The following is a 1,929-nucleotide window of genomic DNA, read 5'->3' as shown; positions in this document are numbered from 1 at the left end:
TACTGTGAAAACAAGCACTCTAACCTCTCTGTGTCATTGCTAAAGCCCTTAGAGGAATAAAGACTATCAACTAACTTATCATTTTCTTCATGAGCTTTTCGCACCTCATCAGGCATCTTTTTGGGATCATACATGTCTCCTAAATTTAGCTCTGAATAACTTTCGCGAGCTTCAATGATATTAAGGGCTGCAATCTCTAGTTGAGCTAGTTTTCCTGAACTAATATTAGGTACAGGAAATGTATTATAAGAAATCCCAGAAGAATAACGAATGCGACTCTCTAATCGACCAGTTATAGCTCTAACCCATGTCATGTGGATATGAGAACTTATAATTGAAAAAATATAAATAGGAGCATCATAGATAACTTGCCCCAAATTCGTAATAATAGTTTCTTTATCGATGAAAGATATAGGTATATATGGTCTACGCTCTGACGATACTAACGGAATTACTATTTGATTGGTTTTAGATCTGTTTACCCATCGGAACTGATGAGGTCTATGAGCGCAGCTTCTAGCATTCATCCCACCACTTTCTCGTGATATACGTACTGCATCAATTACTGCATTTACTTCAGGGATGTTCTTAGCTTCTTCAAGCTCATCATCTTCAATCCATAGGCACCATCTGTAAGTACCTTTCAAAAGCTCATTTGAGCCCACAAGTTTCTTAAAATACTTTTCAGAAGTAGGACTTCCAACAATAAATTGTTGTTTCTCGTTATCTGTAAATATTAGGTTGCCACCATCATAAGGTTCGTTACCAACTTGCATTTTTGGTAAGTCACAAATCGAAGTCACCGCTTTATCTATTAAAATATTATCTGAATCAATTAGGTATGGGTTTATATTGGTGACTTCACGTCGAATTTCGTTCTCAAAGATAAACTTTTTCACAGATGTTTTTGACTCTTTCCTTAAACCTAAAATGCTAACAGTAACTCCTGCATTATTTTTTGCATTATTTCTCCACTTAAAATCCTTGTAAGCAAAGAAAATCTCTACATTGTAGTTAAAGATAATTTTCCATAGTAACGGTACTTGAGTTCCCTGACATACAGAGTTCGTTGTCACAAAGGCGAATGCACTTTTACTATTAATTACCTGAGCGGCCTTTATGAACCAGCATGCTATATAGTCTAGAGCCTTAGTATTTGTTAGCTCTTTTAAGCACTGTTTCATATCTTCTTTTTGTTCTTTACTTTGGTTTTTAGAGCCTATATACGGAGGGTTTCCGATAATATAGACTTCTTCCTTTTCTAGTGGAGGACAAGCCGCGAACCAATCGAGCTTTAGTGCATTACCATGAAAGATCCCCCCTGAAGCTTTCAAAGGAAGGGATGGGGCACAATCTCCAAACTCGGCTTTAAATTCTACATTCATCTGGTGCTCAGCCAACCAAAGAGACAGAATAGCAACCTCATGGGCAAAATCATCAAGCTCTATACCATAGAATTGAGAAAGCCTAATTCGTGAAAATGATGAATCTAGACTAATTTCATCAAAGAAATCATCTTGCTGACCGTTTTTTACTAGCTCTTGACGTAGCTTAATGACTTCCATCTCAAGTTTTCTAAGCTCTTTAAAGGCAATAATAAGGAAGTTACCTGAACCTGCATACGCATTACATTAGAAGGTGATGACATGACATAAACCCGTGAAAACTCTTATGTATAGAGAATAAAAAAATGTCACCACTAATTTAAGTTAAGTGATGACATTTTGTATTTTATGTCACTAGATGGTCCAATCAAAATCTTATAGAGATTTGCTTGTGTAAAATATAGATTTGAGCCTAATCCATCGCCTTGACTTCACTCTCGATAAAATCAATTTCAAATTGATTTAAGTCGTATTTTGCGTATAGCTGTTGATCAATCTCTGATATAGATTTGGACCAATCTATATCAGAGTCAGAAGTAAAATC

1 protein-coding gene is annotated in these 1,929 nt (G+C 35.8%); it reads right to left on the bottom strand.

Annotation, left to right across the window (positions count from 1 at the left end; all coding sequences use genetic code 11):
* On the bottom strand, positions 1 to 1,565 hold a 1,565-nt coding region (locus ACT3RN_RS15310), incomplete at its 3' end, for a class I SAM-dependent DNA methyltransferase (RefSeq protein WP_444518799.1).
* Between the last annotated feature and the right edge of the window lie 364 nt (positions 1,566 to 1,929).

It is taken from the genome of Psychrobacter sp. AOP5-GZ1-6 (assembly GCF_052376345.1).
Lineage (GTDB): Bacteria > Pseudomonadota > Gammaproteobacteria > Pseudomonadales > Moraxellaceae > Psychrobacter.
This window is presented reverse-complemented; position numbering and strand designations above follow the sequence as displayed.